Consider the following 18,843-nt stretch of genomic DNA (forward strand, 5'->3'; position numbering starts at 1 on the left):
AAAATTTAAATTCTAAAAAAGGAACAAAAAATTATGTCAGCGAAACAATTACAATTCGACGAATCAGCTCGCCAGGCACTCCTACGCGGAGTGGAAAAGCTAGCAAGAGCTGTTAAAGCTACTTTAGGACCTGCTGGTCGTAATGTGGTTCTTGATAAGAAGTTTGGATCACCTGCTATCACAAAAGATGGTGTAACCGTAGCTAAGGAGATCGAACTTGAAGATCCTTATGAAAACATTGGTGCGCAACTAGTGCGAGAAGTTGCATCTAAGACAAGTGACATCGCCGGCGATGGTACGACAACCGCAACAGTATTAGCGGAAGCCGTTTATCGTGAGGGATTAAAGAACGTTACTGCAGGTGCTAATCCTACTTCTTTAAAGCGTGGTATCGACAAAGCAGTTGAAGCAGTCGTTGCTGAACTTGCTAAGATTAGTAAGAAGGTAAAGGATAAAGAAGAAATCAAGCAAGTTGCTACTGTCTCTGCAAACTGGGACGAAACTGTTGGTGAAATCATTGCGGACGCCCTAGATAAAGTCGGTAAAGACGGAACCGTAACTGTTGAAGAAGCAAAAACTATTGAAACAACTCTTGAAGTTGTGGAAGGCATGCAATTCGACAAAGGATACCTCTCCCCTTACTTCGTTACTAACAGCGAAGACCTAGAGTGTATTCTAGAAAATGCTTACATCCTTATCCACGAAAAGAAAATCTCCAACTTAAAAGACATGCTTCCTCTTCTCGAGAAAGTAGCTAAAAGTGGCAAGCCATTACTTATTATGGCAGAAGATGTTGAAGGTGAAGCTTTGGCAACATTAGTTGTTAACAAACTTCGTGGAACTCTACAAATCTGCGCTGTTAAGGCTCCCGGCTTTGGTGACCGTCGTAAGGCTATGCTCGAAGACATCGCTGTTCTAACAGGTGGTCGTGTTCTTACCGAAGACTTAGGTATCAAGTTAGAAAACGTCCAGCTCGAAGACCTCGGAAAAGCCAAGAGCATCCGCATTGATAAAGAAAATACCACCATCATTGAAGGTTCTGGAAAAACTTCTGACATCCAAGGTCGTGTTGGACAAATCCGCCGCCAAATCGAAGAAACAACCAGTGACTACGACCGCGAGAAGCTTCAAGAGCGCCTTGCTAAGTTAGCTGGCGGTGTTGCAGTAATCAACGTCGGTGCTGCTACAGAAACCGAAATGAAAGAAAAGAAAGCTCGCGTAGAAGATGCGTTACACGCAACGCGTGCAGCCGTTGAAGAAGGTATCGTGCCTGGTGGAGGAGTTGCTCTTATTCGCGCTCAGAAAGCCCTTAATAACCTAGAGCTGGAAGGTGATGAAGCAATTGGTGCTGGCATCATCAATCGAGCGGTAGAACAACCCCTACGCACCTTATCAAACAATGCAGGACAAGAAGGTTCTATCATTGTAGCGGAAGTGAAAAAGGCTAAAGGCAACAACGGTTACAATGTTAAGACTGGAGAATATACAAACCTTATTGAGGCCGGTGTTGTAGATCCTACTAAGGTAACACGTTCAGCATTACAAAATGCAGCTTCTATCTCAGGTCTCTTGCTAACCACTGAAGCAATTGTTACGGAACTTCCTGAAAAGGAAGCAGCTCCTGCTGGCGGTGCACCTGACATGGGCGGCATGGGCGGCATGGGCGGCATGGGCGGCATGATGTAAGCTATCCCATGTAGAGTTTTATTAGACTCTTTTAATAAAAAAGCCCCGATCTAATTCGGGGCTTTTTTATTACCGACAACAGAACCCACTAGCTTGGAAAGCTCTGCAATTGAAAATGGTTTTTTAAGAACACCTTGAAACCCTGTTTTTTTCCAATCTACCATCAAATTATCTGCCGCGTAGCCACTACATAAAATAATTTTAACACTTTGATCCACTTCCTTAAGCACCTTAAGTGCTTGAACTCCTCCACAGCCACCTGGGATTGTTGCATCTAAGAGTATAAGATCAAATGGTCTTCCATGTTCTAGGCCCTCTCGGCACAATACGGCACCATCATTTCCATCATGACAAGATTCAACCATATACCCAAGAGACGTTAGCGCTCGAGTCATTAACTTTAATATGGTTTTCTCATCATCAATTAAAAGAATTCTTCCGCTACCACCAATTTTTTGCGGTGGTTGAAAAGGCTCAGGTGTAACCGGATTTGATCTACCTTTTGGGAAATAAAGTGTAAAAGTAGATCCCGCACCATTTTCAGAAGAAGCTTTAATGCATCCCGAATGTCTTTGCATGATAGAATAGCATGTAGCAAGACCAAGACCATTCCCGTTGGTCTTGGTTGTAAAATAAGGATCAAATATTTTTCCTAAAACTTCTTTGGAAATTCCCTCTCCGTAATCATGTATATCAATACGAACATATGTTCCAACTTTCAAGACAGGATCCTCTATAATGTCTTCCATCATGGCTCTTACTTCGAGCACTCCGCCCTGAGGTGATGCATCTCGAGCATTGATGACTACGTTTTCAATGACTTGCATCACTTGATTTTTGTCGATATCAACAATAGGCAAGTCTTGGTCGATATAGAACCTAGGTTTAAGATTCGAGCCTCTTAAGGCAAAACGAACCGCGTTTTCTAGGCATTCATTTATATGCTCGGGTTGTTTGATAGGTTCACCGCCTTTTGCAAAAGTTAAAAGGCGATTGGCCAGGTCTTTGGCTCGCATAGAAGCAGACTGCGCATCTTGCAATGAATCTACCGTATCCTTATCCCCATCACAATCCTCTATAGCCATCTCAAGGCTGACACTTATTCCCATAATGATATTATTCAAGTCATGTGCGATACCGCCTGCTAATAGTCCTAAAGACTCCAGCTTACATAATTTGATACGTTCCTCCTCCTCATGTTTCTTTGCAGATATATCCTCCAACATTCCGACTATGAAATCTGGGCTACCATCTTGGGTATGCACCAACCCAAAGTGCAGCGCTACTTCAATTTCCTTATGGTTCCTTCGGCGAAGGCAGTCTTCACCTTCTTCCGTATGCGATTCTCCTAATTTCAACTTCTCTAACATCTTTAAGCTTGTAGCTTCTCTATTTTTTAAAAGGTCTGCCCACCCCATGTGCAGCAATTCTCTTTCTCCATATCCCATCAGATCACCCAGAACTTCATTTGCTCTGACAAATCGAAAATCTAGATTAAGCACAAAGATACCTACTGGAGCTTGCTCCATTGCCTGTTTGAGTTTTTCACGGTCTTGTATAACAAGCTCTTTTGTCTGTTGAAGTGTTTGTTCTTTAGCTTTTCTCCTACTAATTTCACGACCAAGGAACATAAATCCAAAAATCTTTTCCTGTTCGTCGCGTTCCGGCTGAACTTCAAGATCTATCCAACAATCAAAACCCAAACGATTTGATGTGAGCAGCTCTAAGCGCACTGATTCTTGACTCTCAATCGTCTTTTCAAGTAATGATAAGCCATCTAGATCTTGCCTTTTCATGTTACGCAAAACCTCCAAAATGCCTCTCCCTTTCACATCGGAGGCTGTAAATCCTGTAGTCAATTCAAATGATCTATTGACCCACTCAATCATTCCGTGTGAGTCCGTAATACAAACTAAGTGCTCTGTTTGGCTAGCTATCTGACTCAATTTGAAATTTTTATTTTTAACTTCGAGTAAAGCATCTTCTGAATTTTTAAGGGTAGAGACATCAGTCATCGTAATATAAATTTCACTGGTCCCTCCACCTAGTTTTTGAGCTAAACTATTTATCAATAAATGCCGCTTCACCCCAGCTTCCCCAACCAGTACGACTCTGCAATTGAGTACATGATGTGCGCGCAAAACCTGACGTAAGTGGTTTTGAAAGTCCCTTATGTACTCAGTACTCAAAAACCTTGTCATGTGGATGTGCCCCTCATTCAGAGTGCTGCTAGACACTGCTAGCAAATCTGCCGCAGATTGATTTCCTTCTCTAATGATACCTGCTTGATCTAACTTGAGCTGTGCTAAAGGTGAATGATAATAATGACTTAGCCCTATTTTATTTTCTAAACTCAAGTGCTTAATATTTTGCCTTAACTCCTGATTTTCAATATCTAGTTCTTTGGCTAATTTTAAAACACGGTCAAGCTGCTCTCTTATGCTTCCAGACATGGCCTCGATGGGAAATTGTTCCACTTCACTAAATCTTATTCTTCCCTCTCCCCTTTCTTCATGGGAATCATTCATCTCTAGATAATCAGACTTTTTCACATTCAGTTAAGAGTTGTTGCGGCGCTATTAGGATAAGAGTCCTGGCCTGTTTGTTGAAAAGAGAACTATGGCTAGAGAATTTATTAGATTTACGACTGCCCCCCCAGATAACTAGCCCTGGTTGAAATTCTGCCATCGGCCTAGGATTCGGCTTTAAAAAGGAAATCTTTAGAGAACTTTTTAGATTTGGTTACCTAATGGGAGAAATATAAGTTTAACCCAAATGATGCAATAAAAATTTAAAAATCTGTGCAACATCTTGGCCTCCAACACATAGAGTCTTCTAGAGGTATCACCCCTTTCACACATCTTCGTCTACTCTCTTTTTCTTCTAGCTAAAGTTTTTTAGGCTTCTCGTTCAACTTCTATAACGTCACCCTGGTTTAAGTAATCTACCTCGATGGATAGCATTTTCTTAAAACGCACCATAAAACAAGAATGCAACCCCAGAAGTAAAACGTTCCCACAATCTCGTGCATCACAAAATAATAATCTGGAGTTTCTGGTAGCCCCAATGCAAATAGACATATGCTAAAAATTCTTAAAATATTAAAAAGGTAGCTAATTAAAATAGCCAGAGTCACAGCACCGATAATTGATAAAAAGCTACCTCTGCGGTATATACCTAAAAGTATCGCTAATAAAATCGCGCCACTCATACTTCCAAAACCATTGCATTCTGCTGCCACTTCGAACGGCTTCTCTTCCAGCCATAATAATAATTTTATTGGATCCTGAAACTGGACACTTAAATGACTAAATAAGCCTGTTTGATCAAGCATCCATTTCCCACCTATTGCTGAAGCACCTCGCAATGGCCAATCAAAAATTGGCATGCTAATGACCAAAACCATATAAACCGAAAATGCTATGACTAAAGCGGCTATTCCTCTCCAAAATTTTTCTCCCAAGAGATAGAGTGCGCAAGCATAAATAGCAAATGCATAACCCATCATCATAGCCAAAGGCCACTTGAAGAAAGCACTCACTGTTACCAAAACGAAAGAGATAACCAGAGACCATGTTGATTTCTCACCAAACTCCATGATGAATTGCAACCGTTCCTTGCGTTCCATAGCCAAGGCCACTCCGGCAAATCCTAAGACCAGCAGTGAATGCTTTAGCTGTTCCTCGGCTATTGTATTTCTAAGAACCCACAGCGTTATCGGGTAAAAAATAATAGTAACTATAATCCATACACTTAACGAAACCCATTTTTTCAAAGTCATTTGCTGCTCCATAATCATACATTCTTTAGACTAAGATATGGGTGGTTTGATTTTCCTCTGTTGTTAATGAGGAAGATACGTTACAAAGTGACTTTATGGTTGAAAAGTATGATGTGATTGTTGTTGGGGCAGGACCCTCAGGCTCACTCTATGCATTACTTACAGCTAGAGCAGGTTTAAATACCCTTATCATTGACAGAGCCCATTTTCCCAGGCCCAAGGTATGCCTAGGCTATTTTAATTCCTTAGCGATCGATTTACTTATGAAAATGGACATTGAAGAGCCATTTTCCGAAGTCCCCCATAGTAAGATTAGCCGATGGAAAATTTCCTCAGGGAAAGGTAATCCAATTGAATGGGCGTTACAAGATAAGGATGAAAACAAAGCCCTAGCCCTATCTCGTCCCCTTTTTGATGATTGGCTTCGAAAGCTCGCAATCCAAGCTGGAGCAGAATGCCTTACCGGTGTTCATATACAAAGCTTCGTCGATGACGAAACTATTCAAACAGACCATGGCAATTTCAAAACCCACTTAGTTGTGGGAGCTGATGGTCGTAAATCAATGATCGCTCAAAGAGCCAACCCGAAGCAATCATTCCCTCCAGCAAGGCGCATAGGTTGGCAGAGCAACCTACCATCTGAGTTCGTAGAAAACTGCATGAGAATTCACTTCTTCGACTCTGGCTATTGGACAACCGTCCCTATTAGCAAAGACCAAGCATCTCTTTGTTTCGTTCTAACTGCTCAAGCCACACAAACACCTCAATTCTTGCTCTCGAACTTCTTCCCCAACGCTCCAGCTCTAGTATGGCGTAGTTCATCACCACTATTCAGGCCCCCGTGTTACTCCCGTGATAACATTTTATTGATCGGCGATGCTTGTCATGTGTGGGAACCCTTACTGAGCGAAGGCATTTATTTATCCTTACTCTCTGCCTATGAAGCTTCTAAGCTTACTATTAAAGCCAGTGAAAGTAAAAACTACAAAAATCTCGCCCCTGAATTGAATAAAACTCTAGGTAAAATTCATCAACCTTTTATCCCTCGAAACCATATAGCTCTTAACCTAGGCCTATACCCCAAAATAGCCAATAAGGGCTTGAAGCTTCTGTCTCGCAACCCGGAATACTTCAAGAAATTTTACAGATATTTATCTGATAGTTAGAAAGCTTCACTTCTCTTGCCAGAACCTAATCATCATCGGTTTCACCCTCTTCTAGGTTTTCCTTCATTTTTTCAAGTAATGGCGATATGTCTGAAACCTGATCCCATACTTTTTGCGCGACATAGATGGGTCTTTTCATTTCAAGAGAGATCGCCAGACAATCGCTAGGTCGAGCATCTATTTCTGTAAACTTTTTATGAATCTCATTCGCCGCCTTTAATGAAATGCGTGCATAGTAAGTATCATCTTTTAAATCATTGATTACAATACGTTCAACGGAAATGCTAAAGGCTTGAAAAATCAAACGAATAAGATCATGTGTTAAAGGTCTCTCTCTCTTCTCTCCCCTCAATAGGAGAGCAATAGCGGTGCCAACTCCATTATCTACATGAATGCTAAAAGTCTTGGTCTCATTACCTATAAACACAGCAACCCCAGCTTCAGCAGGCATTAATCCTACAATACGCACAGGAATCAATTGATCAGCCATCAATACAACCTAAGACCCTGTTTAAAAAATTACAAGCTGTACATAGCATCTGCTTTTGCAGAGTAATGCACAGGATGTTCACACATAGCATAATAAGTGGTTTTCAAACTCTGCATCCTAATTACTCAGGGTATAGAAAACTTTGAAGTGCCCTTTAAAATCTACTTCCTTAGTGGAGTCTCTATTGCTACGATTTGACTAAGAAATTGAGATTATATGAATGACCAAAGCACAGAGTGTTATATACAGCTCTTAGACGTCGCCCGCTCACTAACTAGAGCTCTAGATCTAGATGGCGCCTTGAACGAAATTTTAAGCCGTTCACAAGAAATCATGGATTGTGAGGCTTGCTCCATATTTCTTCCTGACCTCTCAACAGGTGAACTAGTTATCCACTCTGCCCGTGGGGATAAAGCTCCTATGCTAAATGCGACACGTATACCAAAGGGTAAAGGCATTGCAGGAGCTGTTTTCCATGACAAGGAAACAATCAATATCAAAGACCCTAAAAATGACCCGAGACACTATGGTGGAGTAGATAAAAAGACTGGTTTTGTAACGAAAGCTATGCTCACAACTCCTTTACTTAACGGTGACCAGGCACTTGGAGTCTTTCAAATTCTTAACCCTGCCAACCGAGACTTCTTTGATGATAATGACGAGCGTATCTTAGAAGTTTTCGGCACTTTAATTGTCAGCGCTCTACTGCGTATTCAAGCCCAAGAAAGAGAAATGGAAAATGCCAGAGCTCAACAGGAGCTGGAACTTGCCAAAGAAATACAACAATCCTTTTTACCAGAGCAATCGCAAAACTATCAATCATGTCAGGTCCATACTCGCTATTTTCCTGCACGGGAGGTTGGAGGAGACTTCACTTTAGTGATACCACTTAATGAGCACCAAATACTGATGTGTCTTGGCGACGTTACTGGAAAAGGTATTCCCGCTGCTCTTACTATGTCTCGTGTCACAGCTAAGATCCAAGCACTTTCCAAAAGACTGATTCTATCTGTCAGCTTACAAAACCATCTCGGGAGTTGGGTAACAGAGCTCAATGACGAGCTTACTGGAGACCTGCAATCTGGCCGATTCATCGGAGCTACCTTTATGTTAAGTGATAGCCACACTAACTCTATCCAAGTTTGTGCGGCTGGACAATATGGCCCTATCTATTTCTGCCACGGTAAATGGCATCAGCCCGAAGTTACCAACCAAGTCCCCCTTGGTATCCTTCCATCCTTTGAATACAGTTGCCAAAGCTTTGAAATTAAGCCAGGTCAGCAATGGCTCCTTTACTCAGATGGCATTACAGAAGCTCGCAACCAGGCTGAAGAAGAGTATTCTGAGGAGGCCTTTATCAAATCACTTCCAACCAAGGCTCGACCAGATGAGACATTAGATATAGCGGTTGATGCATGGCAAAATTTTACTGGTAATGCTGGTCAACATGATGACGCTTCCATTCTCTTTCTCGATTGGCGAGGCATACCACCACCTCCTCTCCTCTATCTTAGCTGCAAACCCTCTGACCTTAGCAGGGGAAGAGAGTTCATAGAAAATTGGTGTAGCTATTTAGGTTTTGATGACATTGCAAGTGGTCACATTGTCCTAGCGTGTGATGAAGCTGTTACAAATGTTTACCGATACGCCTATGATGGAAAACCAGGTCCCATTAAATTCACTATTAATTCAGAGTCAGACGATTTAATTATTCGACTAAAAGATGAGGGAACTCCAGTTGATATCGAAAAAATAAAGGGACGCGAATTAGATGATATTCGTCCAGGGGGACTCGGGACATTTTTGATTAATGAAGTCTTCCATGAGGTTAATTATGAGCCTCAAAAAAAGGGGACTGTCCTCACACTAAAAAAAGCACTTCCCAGTGGTGTAGAAAATTCAGAAACAATAGCTAGCTAGCCCAACTTATTTAACCTTGCAAATAACCGCACTTTTTATATAAATTAACGTAATAAATGTATGGGCCCATAACTCATTCATAAAATAAATTTACTAAGGACGCTTATTTGAAAGTAAAACTTTGGGGAACTAGGGGAAGTATTCCTACCCCGAGCACCACCACTTTTAAGACCTCTTTATTCGGAGGAGACACTACTTCATTAACCGTTGAATCGAGAGATAAACTTCTTATCTTTGATGCTGGGTCCGGTGCGAGACACCTTGGCCTTGACCTGATGAAGCGGAAGGTTTCCGAAGCGACCTTCTTCTTTACGCACGTGCATTGGGACCATATCCAAGGCTTCCCTTTCTTCATGCCGGCTTTTGTGCCAGCAAATAAGTTCACCTTATATGGTCCTAATATGAATCCAAAGTTTAAAAGAGCAAAAGCTAATATGCTGGAAAGGGCGCTCCGCGACCAACAGCACGAAATCACATTTCCTATTAAATTAGATCAAATGCCAGCTAGCATGACCTTTAAAAACATCGATGAGAATGAAGCTGTAGAAATTAAAGTCAAAGGCGGCAAACTCATTATAAGACCACGCATTCTGAACCATCCTGGCGGATCTTTTGGCTATCGGATAGAAGAGCACCTAAGAGGTAAGCCTGTAAAGATTTTTACACTAGCTACTGATACAGAACATTTTGTTGACCTTAACCCTAATGTTCAAGATCTTGCTCAAGATGCTGACTTGATGATCTACGACTGCCAATACAATGAAGACGAGTACTCTGGTAAAAATTCCATGCCCAAGAAAGGCTGGGGACATTCCACCTGGAATTGGGGACTCCAAGAATCTGCTGCTGCGAATGTAAAACAAATGCTTTTATTCCATCATGACCCCATGCACGACGATAAATTTATTCTAAATCTCGAACGACAGGCCAAGGCTTCCGCCAAAAAGTTAGGTATACGCGTTGCAGCAGCAAGACAATTTAGCGAATTTGATATTTAATTCCTGGAAACTCACACCGACTGTTCTCATGGTCGAATATCACATACCTAAGCGATGCAAATTTTTATTTCTATGAAGTCCTTAGGTGCCGAAAAAGTGCAATGATCACTCCCCTTCCAATCGCAAAATCAAACAGGCAGAGGTTCCCGGGCCTTACTCCATTCCAACATGCGCTCCAAAGAAACCTTGGCATTCGCTAATAAATCAGGACTCATTTGGATCTGAGGCTCTAGATTTTCCAGGGCACTAACAGCCTTTTCTAACGTATTCATTTTCATGAAACGGCAATCCGCACATGCGCAACTATCCGTTGGACCAGCAATAAAAGTCTTATAAGGCACTTCATTTTCAAGACGGTGTAACATTCCAGATTCAGTCACTATGATAAATTGATCAGCCTCCGAATTCTTACAATACCCAATCATCTTTTCTGTTGAACAAACTTCATCTGCCAAAATACGCACTGCTCTAGTGCATTCTGGATGCGCGACTAGTGGTGCATCAGGATAATCTCTTCTTATTCTAGAAATACTCCGATGGGTGAATTCAACATGGACATAACAATTTCCTTCCCACAATCGCATTTTCCTTCCCGTTTTCTCCTGGACCCATTCACCCAAATTTTGATCGGGCACAAAGAGTATTTCTCTATCTTCTGGAATCATTCGAACGATTTTCTCTGCATTCCCTGAAGTGCAAATAACATCTGCTAAAGCTTTTACTTCTGCCGAACAGTTAATATATGCCACCACATAATACTGAGGGTTTTGTTCTAAAAAAGCTTTCAAGTCTTGATTCGCACAAGAATCGGCTAGAGAACAACCTGCGTTTATATCGGGTAAAACCACAGTCTTAGACGGATTAACTATCTTAGCGGTTTCCGCCATAAAATGAACCCCACAGAACAAAATGACGTCCGCGTCTGTAGCTTGAGCATGATATGCAAGTCCCAAGGAATCCCCCACATAATCAGCGACCTCTTGTAATTCAGAAGTCTGGTAATTATGTGCCAGAATGACAGCATTTCTCTCTCTCTTAAGCTCTTGAAGCCTTTTTTTAAGATCAGGCATATGAAAACATATATTCCATGCTCAACGGGGTCAAATCCTTACTTGGATCCATAAAATGCTGATCATTTCATCCGCTAGATTTAAGTTACCATTTTCTTGACGTGATCAATCACCTCTTGTGTCATCTCACAAGGTTCCGGCCACCCTCTCTTATACCCCTCACCAGGCAACTTAGTCGTAGCATCTATGCCCATATGCGTTCCCACATTGGCGATAGTTGTTGCATGATCCAAGCTATCACAAGGTCCCTTTGTGAAGGTCGAGTCTCTCTGCGGATCCGTGTTGGAACATATTTGAAAGACAACCTGAGAAATATCGTGAACATCTATCCCTGCGTCCACAACTACAACGTATTTGGTGAACATCATTTGCCCCATACCCCATAAACCATTCATAATCTTGAAGGCCTGATAGGGATATTGTTTCCTAATGCTGACAACTACTAGGTTATGAAAAACACCTTCTGCAGGTAAGGCCATGTCTACAATCTCGGGAAAATTCATTTTGAACACGGGAAGAAACAATCTTACGCTAGCAGATCCCATGTAAAAATCCTCCATTGGAGGCTTACCCACTACTGTTGCCGGGTAGATAGCATCATTGCGATGCGTAATACAAGTCACATGAAACGTAGGATACTTATCAACTGGCGTGTAAAATCCCGTATGGTCACCAAACGGACCTTCGTCCCTGAGAGGCTCTTCTGTATCTACATAACCTTCAATGACAAAGTCCGAATTAGCAGGAACCATAAGATCATTCGTCTCACACTTTACTAGCGGAACTGATTTCTTGCGCAAAAATCCCGCTAGCAAGATTTCATCTAAACCGTCTGGCATGGGTGCCGTGGCAGCAAAAGTGTAGGCGGGATCGCCACCTAAACATACTGTCACAGGCATTTTTTCCTTACTCTCGTAATAGCGCCGTCCATGGCGAGCTGCAACTTTATGAATTTGCCAATGCATACCTGTTGCCCAGGAATCAAACTGTTGCATTCGATACATCCCAATATTACGATCCCCGGTATCAGGATCTTCAGTATAAACATTCGGTAACGTTACAAATGGTCCACCATCTTGTGGCCAACACTTTAAGATTGGTAACAGATCTAAACCTTTCCCACCATCCACCGCTCGAAGAATATGATCCTTACAAGATCCGCTGCGAACAGTGCTTGGTTTTGCGTGGATCACATCAATTCCATTGCGAAAAAGCTCCCAGGCTTCTCCAAAAGACTTAGGTGGCTTTGCTTTCATCAAATAACCCATCTGAGCTGCCACCGTTTCGACATCATCTACACCTAATGACAAAGCCATCCGTTTCCAGCTACCCATGGAATTGACCAACACCGGAAAGGCTGATACAGCGCCATTCTGCAATTTAGGCTTTTCAAATAATAGTGCTTTTCCTCCCTTCGGTTTCTTCATTTCCAAGTCGGATAAAGCAGATATCTCGAGGTCTACGGAGACTTCTTCTTTGACCCGAACTAATTCATCCGCATCCTCTAAGACACGAGCAAAATCTCTCATTGATTCAAAAGACATAAGCTACATTAACCCCATTTTTATTTTTCGCATACCTCCGGTCACAAGATGCTCAAGCAAGTTACTTTTAAACTGGATGCCTATTTGCTTTCCATATCAAATAAAAACCTACTACCTGGAATATAATATTGGGAAGCCACATAATGAGTTCTGGATAAAAGGCTGCTTTTTCTTTAAAACCTTCAGCAAATACCGTAATCAAATAATAGAGTAGTACGACAGCCAAGCTTAATGCTAAGCCCACTGAAACCTCTCTCCTATGAGCTCTTATAGCGAGAGGTATTCCAACTAAAACAAAAGTAAATGGAGCAAATGAAAACGAGACCCGTTTTTGAATCTCTGTTAGGATGGCAACAAAACTAAAGCCCGGTTGCTTCGCTGGACTATTTTCAGAGAACATTTGGCTTTGCAGTTCGTTGATAGTCAAAAGAGATCGATTACGGTTAATATTTGGCTTATCACGCATTTGTTCTAGCGAAATACGCACAGGTAATCTGTTAGCACGAATCCCCGTTTGAATGGTATTAAGCTGTGTAGGGTCTGGACCACGCTTCTCTTGTCTTGCATTGAGCAATGCAAGACCGATCGAGTAATTTTGTAAATCCGCGGATATCTTACCTTCCTCCGCTCGAATGCAGTTAACCGGCAAATTGTCATCATTCAATTGCCAGATGTGAACATCAAAAACCTGATTGCCTTGCTTCCGCCCCACCCAGATTCGATAACCATCAAAGGTATCTATAGGCTCTCTTGCTTTAATCAAAACAGTCGGGGTATTTTGGCTAATATCCACCAATGCCAACTTAAATGTCCGCAATGCATTTGGAGCTATAATTGCATTATTGTAAAAGCAAATGATTGTCATCACTAAGCTCAATAAAATAACAGGCGCAATTAAGGGAACTAAGCCCACTCCGGAGGAACGAATCGATTGCAGCTCTAGGTCATGCGACATCCTGCCAAAAGTAAGCATCACGCCTATGAGCAAGGACCAGGGCAAAGTAAATGTCAGAGCAAAAGGAACCAACAGTGCCACCATTTTGAGAATAATCCCAAAGGGCACGTCATTGTTTACCATCAAATCAAAAACTCGCTGGTAAACATTCCCTAAAACAAGTAAGCACGTTAGACTGAGAGAACTCAAAAGAGTAACGCTCAACACTCTTTTTATTAAGTAAACGTATAGAATTTTCACGAATTTAAAAACTTAGAACGTTGACCATGACTAAGAAACTTCTTTCCTTAATGATTTGTTCTAGCAATAAATATATGCTTGATGTAGACAAAAACAGCATAAAAAGATTGACCCATTTACCTCGTCTTCATAGGAATACTAGTTTGTAGCATGTGAAATCTAGCAGTGGCTATGAAAATTATAAAATCTAAAGAGCCTTTTCTTTTCTACAGGACAAATGCAATAAAATGGCTAGAATTGAAGACTAAGATGTAAGTTGAAATTTACCTGCTAACCGACACATATATCTGTGAATAGAAAAAAAGACATCGACGTCAAAAAGAATGATGATGCGTTTGATGAAGAGCATTGGCTTAACTTGGCTCGAAAGGGTGAAGAATCTGGCTGGGCCGAACTTCATAAGCACTATTATCATAAACTTTGGAGAACCGTGAATCAGATTGTTAAAGATGAGAAAGTAGCAGAGGACCTTGTTCAAGAGTCCTTTATGAAAGCCTATAGGACGCTCAACAAATTCCGTGGACAATCAACATTCAGCACATGGATATACCGGATTTCTGTTAACCAAGCCTTGGACTATCTTAGAAAACACAACCGTCGCCGCAAATATCTTGGTTTATTTCCCGTAAAAGAAGATGAAGATTCCCTTGAGCATGAGCTAGTTGACACCCATACTGGATTTGACGCTGCAACTGGCGGTGAGACCATGCAAACCATTAAGAAGGCATTTGAACAGTTACCCGAAGATCAAAGAACTGTGGTAGAACTGCGACTTGTTCAGGGGTTTTCAACTGAAGAAACAGCAAAAATAATAGGTTGCGCTCGTGGAACGGTGCTCTCAAGACTCTACTATGCCTGCCAAAAATTAAAGAAAGTACTAAAAGGAGTGCGTGATGAACTTAAATGAATTCGAAGATGAGTTGAATAAATCAGATGAAGCTGCCCCCTCTCCATTAGAGAGCAGTTCCGACCTTAACCAAATACGCTATCACTTATCTTCTTTGAAAAGCCAAGACCTAACGAGTGATGAACGACAACGCTGGGCTTGGACCCGATTTTCTGCCTCGATGAAAGCTAGGAAGAAAAAATCCCACTTCTTTCTCAACTGGTCACTTGCAGGAGCAGCTACAGTCCTTCTTTTGACGGGGACAGTTGCTTTCAATAATTCTGACAATTCTCAACAAGAAAGCACTGGAAACCAAGTTGTCACTCTAACGGTGCATGCTCAGCCGGAAGTTACGGAAAGTGAACCTGAAATACATGCTGTCCCTTTCTACTCAGAGGATGCTGAGGCAGATGTTATCTGGGCTACAGGCTATGACTATTTGCCCTCTACTTACGAACTTGAATAAAAGTGTTAAGGGCGCATCAGAATCGTAAATCAAAATATAAATCATGTGCTACAATCCCAGATACAAATTTTCTCAACTCGCTACTAAAGACCATGCTCTTTGCTTAACAGTTCTTGCTTTAATTTTGGGATATGCTCTCTCCTTCGCAGAAACGGCTATCAAACTTGACGCCACTCTCTACCACGGCCAAGACGATCTTACAGTCGATCATTTGGAGGAGAAAACTAAACTTAAGAAGAAGCTAACACGTCTTTTCGGCTACGAAAAGTATCAAAAACTCGGCTACTCACAAGCGGATTTAAAATCTGCTATGCCTCAAAAACTTAAACCATCTAAAAAGTTCTACCTCAATTTAATGCACAGTGATAAACGAAAAAATGCCTACAAGTTTGAAGTTGTTCACGAGGAAAGACGGCTATTTCAAGGTGAATTCGTTCCGAAAACAAATCTTCCCCTAATCATTCGAGGACCTCAATTTGGTCAAGGCGTTTTGATTCTTGTCTTACAAGGCATAGAGCCTTAGATTTCTCAACAGAATTTTCCAAATCTATTATGTCGTTACTTGCAAACCTAGATAATGATATCAAAGATGCCATGCGAGCCAAACAAATGGATAAGCTCAATGTCCTACGCATGCTAAAATCTGCCATAAAGTATGCATCTATTGAAAAACACGGAGCAGATGCTGAGGCCTCTGATGCTGAGTTTATGCAGGTGGCACAGAAGGAAATCAAAAAACGCCATGACTCTGTGGCCGCCTATGAAAAAATCGGTAAAGCAGATGCTGCGGATAAAGAAAGAGCTGAAATTTCGATTATCAAAGGGTATTTACCTAAAGAACTACCACCTGACGAAGCAAAGTCCTTGGCCAAGTCTTGTGTAGAAGAGTTAGGAGCAAAAACAAAGGCTGATATGGGACCTGTCATGAAGTTAGCTAGGGAAAAAGCTGCTGGCCGCATCGATGGAAAGACTTTGAGCCATTTAGTGCAAGAACTCCTAAAATAGGCAGATCTTTAGGTCTCTGTTGCATGATTGAGTCTATGAAACATCTGCTACCGCGCTGTTCAAACTGAGAGTGAAATAGTATCTTGATCATCAGAACAGAACCAAGTGATGCTTTCAGACTCTGTGTCAAAAATCATATGTGTTGGCAAATAACCAGGCTCTCGACCTGTATTAAAAACCCAAGTCTTACCAATTTGATCGTTCCACGCACCATCAATTACAAAAGGACTTTGGTGAACGTGCCCCGAGAAAACGATATCAGGGGAATAGACATCGATACAATTTCGAATAAATGCCTCTCCCCAATCATGTTTGCCAGACCAGCTTACAGGGGACTCTGAAGGTGGTCTATGGTATATCCAGATCCATTTATCCCTAGGCCGCTTCGCATCAATTGCCATTTGCTCTGAAAGCTTCTTCTGTGCCACTTCACCCCCCCACCAAGGGTAGATTGAAATCAAATTATCTCCCATTTTCAGGCTATCGCCATCTACTTGGACCCCGTCATATCGAGCCTTTTGTAACCAGCGAGCTTCCAATTCATTATACCTATTTTTCCAATTACCATCATGATTTCCTGAGCAGACTAAAACTTTTGTCAATTTACTGAGTTTCGCCAAATATTGGCTAACTGCAACCGCTTGCACATCACGATCAAGCCCTCCACCTAAATCCAGTAAGTCTCCAGCAATCACTAAACAATCAAAGTGAGAAGCTCGTGTAATCAACCAATCATACTGTTTTAGGCTGTAGTGAATATCTGCAACTACAAGTAACTTCATTTTTTTCAGACTGTCTTAGTCCTTAAATTTCTAAAGACTGAAATCCTCATAGCAATTTTATTTTGCTCCCAGTATACTTGTCTCTTCGTTAAAAATAGAAAAAGAAACGAAAAAACCAATAGAATTAGTTTCCATAGCCTCAAAAATCCAGGGTGCCCTCTGTTGTTGATAGTTACAAGACTAGAGGGATAAAGGTGTATTGAAAGCCAATACTTCGATTCATTCTAAAAGGAGGAAAAGCAAATAAGGTCCCTATCCTAGGAGGTACGATGGAATGAATTACCTAAGCTTTAGCAAGTAGTCACACGACAACTAAATAGCATCTAGACAAAATGCCTGCTTTGCTCTTAATTTCTACCTTATGCACCCTTCTATTCTTGCTTCCGCACTTGAAAGCATTACCAAACTAGAATGCAAACGTTTCAGCCAAGGAGATGCCATTCTTGAAGAAGGAAGTGAAAACTATGGGCTCTACTTTCTAGAAAGCGGCGACATTGAGGTAGTAAAAGATGGCTCACGTGTTTCCCTTATCCATGAAAGAGGCTCTGTATTTGGAGAAATATCTATTTTACTAGAGACAGTTCCCACAGCCACTGTCCGTGCACTAACTTCTGCTAAGCTTTTCTACACAGACAGGCCTTGCGAATTTTTGAAAGCAAACCCTTCTGTGCACCTATTTGTCTCTTGCTTGCTTGCGGAACGCTTGCGTGCTGTGACATCGTACTTGGTAAATGTAAAGCAGCAGTTTTGTGATAATCAAGACCATACCTCAATGATTGATAGCGTACTTGACGGACTTACCCACAAGCAGACTTGGGATCAATAATTGCTGCATCTATGATTTTAAAAAATATAGTGAACTTTTGACAAAGGCACTCAGCCACCTCCAAGTATCTTTGACAACAGCAATTTTACTGACCTCTTCGCCATAGGAACAGGACACTTCTACTTCTCTCACCCTCCAACCTCGTTTTGCAGCCACAAAAAGCATTTCTGTTTCGATTTCAAAATGATGAGACTTCCAGCTTCGGCTATTGAGAAAATCTTTATGAGCCATTCGGAAACCACATTGGCTATCCTTCATCTTTCGTTCAATAGCAAGTGCAATCAAAGAGGTCATCAGGCAATTGGCCCATCGCCTAAGCACGGGCATTGAGGAACCGAAAGGCTGTCTACTGCCTAATATTAATTCGATATGAGGCGTCTTCTTAACCTCTAATTTTTTAACCTGCTTGATAAACTTTGGTATATCTTTAGCGTCGTGCTGTAAATCACCATCCATAAATAAAATCCATTGGCAATCTGACTTTTGCATAGCAGTCTGCCAGCCCATGCACATCGCTCGCCCTTTTCCTATTCTCTGCTTAGTTTCGAGAACTATTGCCCCAGCGTTCTCTGCTAGTTTTGCGGTCTTATCCGTACAACCATCTGCAACTACTATGACACAAGCGATGTAATTGGCCGCTCTCTGAACAACGGCTTTAATGGCTTTTTCTTCGTTATGAGCCGGAATAACTAAGGAAATCGAACCCGACATAGTAATTTACTGAACACAATGATCTACAGATCCTGTAAGGATGCCAGCTAAATTAAACTCGGATGATGTCATAAAAGTTGAACCAGATCTGTAAAAACTTGAGCCACAAGGAAAAGAGCGTCCATCCCTAGAATCCTCTGAGCGTCGCCCAAACAAGCAAGCGAAGTCGAATCTACTTAGTCGGCACTGAAAAAAGGTATTTTTAAGTATATTGGATACTCGAGGTATGACTTTGGGGTAATGGAGCAATTCTTGTAGCAAAGTAGAGTCTGATTTCTTGAGGCATGTGTGATATGGCATGAAGTAAACGAAGACAA

Annotated in this window: 17 protein-coding genes; 9 read left to right on the top strand and 8 right to left on the bottom strand. The window is 41.6% G+C overall.

Annotated features, from left to right (window positions below; all coding sequences use genetic code 11):
- Positions 1–33 precede the first annotated feature (33 nt).
- Positions 34–1,686: a chaperonin GroEL gene (gene groL / locus AAGA18_08840; protein MEM9445448.1), complete on the top strand. Its 1,653-nt coding sequence runs from the start codon at positions 34–36 to the stop codon at positions 1,684–1,686.
- A 50-nt stretch (positions 1,687–1,736) separates the two neighbouring features.
- On the opposite strand, the gene AAGA18_08845 is transcribed toward groL, so the two are convergent.
- Both AAGA18_08845 and AAGA18_08850 read right to left on the bottom strand, forming a co-directional pair.
- A complete protein-coding gene (locus AAGA18_08845) occupies positions 1,737–4,238 on the bottom strand; it encodes a PAS domain S-box protein (GenBank protein MEM9445449.1) in 2,502 nt (833 codons plus the stop codon).
- A 392-nt stretch (positions 4,239–4,630) separates the two neighbouring features.
- Complete coding sequence (locus AAGA18_08850; protein ID MEM9445450.1) at positions 4,631–5,467, bottom strand: archaeosortase/exosortase family protein; 837 nt, start codon at positions 5,465–5,467, stop codon at positions 4,631–4,633.
- Positions 5,468–5,562: 95 nt separating this feature from the next.
- Between AAGA18_08850 and AAGA18_08855 the strand changes: the two genes are divergently transcribed.
- On the top strand, positions 5,563–6,633 hold the full coding sequence (locus AAGA18_08855; GenBank protein MEM9445451.1) for an NAD(P)/FAD-dependent oxidoreductase: 1,071 nt from the start codon (positions 5,563–5,565) through the stop codon (positions 6,631–6,633).
- 25 nt (positions 6,634–6,658) lie between these two features.
- On the opposite strand, the gene AAGA18_08860 is transcribed toward AAGA18_08855, so the two are convergent.
- On the bottom strand, positions 6,659–7,123 hold the full coding sequence (locus AAGA18_08860; protein ID MEM9445452.1) for a bifunctional nuclease family protein: 465 nt from the start codon (positions 7,121–7,123) through the stop codon (positions 6,659–6,661).
- A gap of 216 nt (positions 7,124–7,339) precedes the next feature.
- Between AAGA18_08860 and AAGA18_08865 the strand changes: the two genes are divergently transcribed.
- Both AAGA18_08865 and AAGA18_08870 read left to right on the top strand, forming a co-directional pair.
- A complete protein-coding gene (locus tag AAGA18_08865) occupies positions 7,340–9,043 on the top strand; it encodes a SpoIIE family protein phosphatase (GenBank protein MEM9445453.1) in 1,704 nt (567 codons plus the stop codon).
- Positions 9,044–9,150: 107 nt separating this feature from the next.
- The gene (locus AAGA18_08870) at positions 9,151–10,041 is read left to right on the top strand and encodes an MBL fold metallo-hydrolase (GenBank protein MEM9445454.1); all 891 of its coding nucleotides are present in this window, start codon (positions 9,151–9,153) and stop codon (positions 10,039–10,041) included.
- A 128-nt stretch (positions 10,042–10,169) separates the two neighbouring features.
- On the opposite strand, the gene nadA is transcribed toward AAGA18_08870, so the two are convergent.
- From nadA to AAGA18_08885, 3 genes are all read right to left on the bottom strand, one after another.
- Positions 10,170–11,111, bottom strand: coding sequence for a quinolinate synthase NadA (nadA, locus tag AAGA18_08875; protein MEM9445455.1), 942 nt, complete (start codon positions 11,109–11,111; stop codon positions 10,170–10,172).
- Positions 11,112–11,191: 80 nt separating this feature from the next.
- Entirely contained in the window at positions 11,192–12,655 is a 1,464-nt protein-coding gene (locus AAGA18_08880) for a menaquinone biosynthesis decarboxylase (protein MEM9445456.1), read from the bottom strand.
- A gap of 67 nt (positions 12,656–12,722) precedes the next feature.
- Positions 12,723–13,850, bottom strand: a complete 1,128-nt coding sequence (locus AAGA18_08885; protein MEM9445457.1) for an LptF/LptG family permease — start codon at positions 13,848–13,850, stop codon at positions 12,723–12,725.
- Positions 13,851–14,139: 289 nt separating this feature from the next.
- Here AAGA18_08885 and AAGA18_08890 point away from each other — a divergent pair, with 289 nt between their 5' ends.
- The 4 genes from AAGA18_08890 to AAGA18_08905 are packed head-to-tail and all read left to right on the top strand — an operon-like array spanning position 14,140 to position 16,207.
- Positions 14,140–14,757 (top strand): sigma-70 family RNA polymerase sigma factor, encoded by a 618-nt coding sequence (locus AAGA18_08890; GenBank protein ID MEM9445458.1) that lies wholly within the window; start codon positions 14,140–14,142, stop codon positions 14,755–14,757.
- Positions 14,744–15,202 (top strand): hypothetical protein, encoded by a 459-nt coding sequence (locus tag AAGA18_08895; protein ID MEM9445459.1) that lies wholly within the window; start codon positions 14,744–14,746, stop codon positions 15,200–15,202. Before AAGA18_08890 ends, AAGA18_08895 begins: the two co-directional genes overlap by 14 nt.
- 43 nt (positions 15,203–15,245) lie before the next feature.
- Positions 15,246–15,725 carry a hypothetical protein gene (locus AAGA18_08900; GenBank protein MEM9445460.1) on the top strand — a complete coding sequence of 160 codons (480 nt, stop codon included), beginning with the start codon at positions 15,246–15,248 and terminating at the stop codon, positions 15,723–15,725.
- A gap of 29 nt (positions 15,726–15,754) precedes the next feature.
- Positions 15,755–16,207 (top strand): GatB/YqeY domain-containing protein, encoded by a 453-nt coding sequence (locus AAGA18_08905; protein MEM9445461.1) that lies wholly within the window; start codon positions 15,755–15,757, stop codon positions 16,205–16,207.
- Positions 16,208–16,266: 59 nt separating this feature from the next.
- Here AAGA18_08905 and AAGA18_08910 read toward each other — a convergent pair whose 3' ends face one another.
- The gene (locus tag AAGA18_08910) at positions 16,267–16,989 is read right to left on the bottom strand and encodes a metallophosphoesterase (GenBank protein ID MEM9445462.1); all 723 of its coding nucleotides are present in this window, start codon (positions 16,987–16,989) and stop codon (positions 16,267–16,269) included.
- A 361-nt stretch (positions 16,990–17,350) separates the two neighbouring features.
- Between AAGA18_08910 and AAGA18_08915 the strand changes: the two genes are divergently transcribed.
- Positions 17,351–17,815, top strand: a complete 465-nt coding sequence (locus tag AAGA18_08915; GenBank protein ID MEM9445463.1) for a cyclic nucleotide-binding domain-containing protein — start codon at positions 17,351–17,353, stop codon at positions 17,813–17,815.
- 9 nt (positions 17,816–17,824) lie between these two features.
- On the opposite strand, the gene AAGA18_08920 is transcribed toward AAGA18_08915, so the two are convergent.
- Positions 17,825–18,526, bottom strand: a complete 702-nt coding sequence (locus tag AAGA18_08920) for a glycosyltransferase family 2 protein (GenBank protein MEM9445464.1) — start codon at positions 18,524–18,526, stop codon at positions 17,825–17,827.
- Positions 18,527–18,843 lie beyond the last annotated feature (317 nt).

Source organism: Verrucomicrobiota bacterium (assembly GCA_039192515.1).
In the GTDB taxonomy this organism is placed as follows: Bacteria; Verrucomicrobiota; Verrucomicrobiia; order Methylacidiphilales; family JBCCWR01; genus JBCCWR01.

Coding starts and splice junctions, on each gene's coding strand:
- groL (MEM9445448.1), top strand. CDS start 34: ATGTCAGCGAAACAATTACAATTCGACGAATCAGCTCGCCAGGCACTC.
- AAGA18_08850 (MEM9445450.1), bottom strand. CDS start 5,467: ATGACTTTGAAAAAATGGGTTTCGTTAAGTGTATGGATTATAGTTACT.
- AAGA18_08855 (MEM9445451.1), top strand. CDS start 5,563: ATGGTTGAAAAGTATGATGTGATTGTTGTTGGGGCAGGACCCTCAGGC.
- AAGA18_08860 (MEM9445452.1), bottom strand. CDS start 7,123: ATGGCTGATCAATTGATTCCTGTGCGTATTGTAGGATTAATGCCTGCT.
- AAGA18_08865 (MEM9445453.1), top strand. CDS start 7,340: ATGAATGACCAAAGCACAGAGTGTTATATACAGCTCTTAGACGTCGCC.
- nadA (MEM9445455.1), bottom strand. CDS start 11,111: ATGCCTGATCTTAAAAAAAGGCTTCAAGAGCTTAAGAGAGAGAGAAAT.
- AAGA18_08880 (MEM9445456.1), bottom strand. CDS start 12,655: ATGTCTTTTGAATCAATGAGAGATTTTGCTCGTGTCTTAGAGGATGCG.
- AAGA18_08895 (MEM9445459.1), top strand. CDS start 14,744: ATGAACTTAAATGAATTCGAAGATGAGTTGAATAAATCAGATGAAGCT.
- AAGA18_08900 (MEM9445460.1), top strand. CDS start 15,246: ATGTGCTACAATCCCAGATACAAATTTTCTCAACTCGCTACTAAAGAC.
- AAGA18_08905 (MEM9445461.1), top strand. CDS start 15,755: ATGTCGTTACTTGCAAACCTAGATAATGATATCAAAGATGCCATGCGA.
- AAGA18_08910 (MEM9445462.1), bottom strand. CDS start 16,989: ATGAAGTTACTTGTAGTTGCAGATATTCACTACAGCCTAAAACAGTAT.
- AAGA18_08915 (MEM9445463.1), top strand. CDS start 17,351: ATGCACCCTTCTATTCTTGCTTCCGCACTTGAAAGCATTACCAAACTA.
- AAGA18_08920 (MEM9445464.1), bottom strand. CDS start 18,526: ATGTCGGGTTCGATTTCCTTAGTTATTCCGGCTCATAACGAAGAAAAA.